This is a genomic window from Ideonella sp. P3_A4 (assembly GCF_056403075.1).
Genome location: NZ_JBFUGE010001006.1, coordinates 1 through 1,496 on the forward strand (window position 1 = coordinate 1; position 1,496 = coordinate 1,496).

Annotated in this window: 1 protein-coding gene; it reads left to right on the top strand. The window is 64.5% G+C overall.

The window, feature by feature from the left end; translation table 11 throughout:
• Window positions 1-487: 487 nt before the first annotated feature.
• Window positions 488-1,496, top strand: a 1,009-nt coding sequence (locus tag AC1DYI_RS35315; protein ID WP_477208756.1) for a TonB-dependent receptor plug domain-containing protein, incomplete at its 3' end; no start/stop codon positions are given.

A 1,496-nucleotide genomic window follows, 5' to 3' on the forward strand; every position in this document is an offset into this window, starting at 1 on the left:
TGGCGCGGGCCTGCACGTCGGTGGGGTTTTCGTAGTTGGCTGCTTTGAGCGCGCGCAACAGGGCCTCGTCGAGGCCGAGCGATTCGAAAGTCATGAAAAGTCCTAGCCACCGGACCTTGAGCGGTACGGGCAGCGGTGGGGCTAATGAAAAACATCGCCGCCGACCGCTTGTCTGCCACCTGAAATCAATTCAGGCGCGAGGACTTTCAACATGGGTGAGGCATATCGCTCGAATGTTCTTCAAGCGGCCGACTCACCAGAGGGGAGGTCAGAGGGGATGAACTACCAGCAATGGGCTTGGCAGCCTCAGTGCAGCCTCACATTCTAGCGTAAACCCCGATGTTGTGTGTGTGATTCGAACGGAGCACAGACACATTCACACAAAATCCACGCTTCATCCTGTCGCCCGATGCCCCAATCACGTCCCGCGTGCCGGGCGGACCACGCCCAATCGTCCGCTGTTTTGCTTTTTCCCGCTCGGCCCTCCATGTCCGTGCTCGGCCTGCTGGTGGCCGCAGGACTGGTGCCCACTGTGGCCGGTGCGCAGGCCGTGCCCGATGCACCGACCGCCCCAACCACCGCGGCGCCGGTCAAGCCCGGGCCGGAGTCAAACCCGCAGCGTGTCGAGGTGACCGGCGCGCGCGAGAGCGAAACCGAAGAGCGCCGCCGGTCGACAGCCGCCAAGATCATCGTCGGCCGTGACGAGATTGAGCGTTTCGGCGATGCCTCGCTGGGCGATGTGCTCAAGCGCCTGCCCGGCGTCACGATCGGCGGCAACCCCGGCCGCGGCGGCCAGATCCGCATGCGCGGCCTGGGCAGCGGCTATACGCAGATCCTGCTCGACGGCGAGCGGGTGCAGGGCGGGCTGTCGCTTGATTCGATCGACCCCGAGATGGTCGAACGGATCGAGATCCTGCGCGCACCGACGGCCGAGACCGGCGCGCGCGCCGTGGCCGGCACCATCAACATCATCACCCGTGAGGGTTTTCGCAAGCGGCTGAACGACCTGAAGCTGGGCTTCGGGCTTGAAGACGGCATCGTCTCGCCCGGTGTCTCGTGGACGCGTGACGACAAGTGGGGCGACGTCAGCTACAACGTGACGCTGAACGCCTGGCTGCGGCGAAACGAGGACGAGAGCGTGGTGACCACGACCTCGCTCGATTCGGATTTCAAGCAGGTCGAGTCCAACCAGTCGAGCGATCGCCGGCATGGCCTGAACTTCAATGCGCGCCTGCAGTGGCCGATGGAAGACGGTGCGTCGCTGATGCTGATGCCGCTGCTGGTGTTCTCGGAAGGTGATGGCAAGCGCTCGTCGTCGCTCGAAACTTCCGGCATCAGGCCGCCGGATTTCGACGATTACGACCACAGTGCCGCCGACAGCGAGAGCCGGTTCCTGTTGGCGCGCCTGAATGGGCAGTGGCGGCATCGGTTGGGCGAGGGCCGCATGGAATGGCGTGGTGGCGTTGGTGCTTCGCAATCGCGCAGCAGCTCCGAAC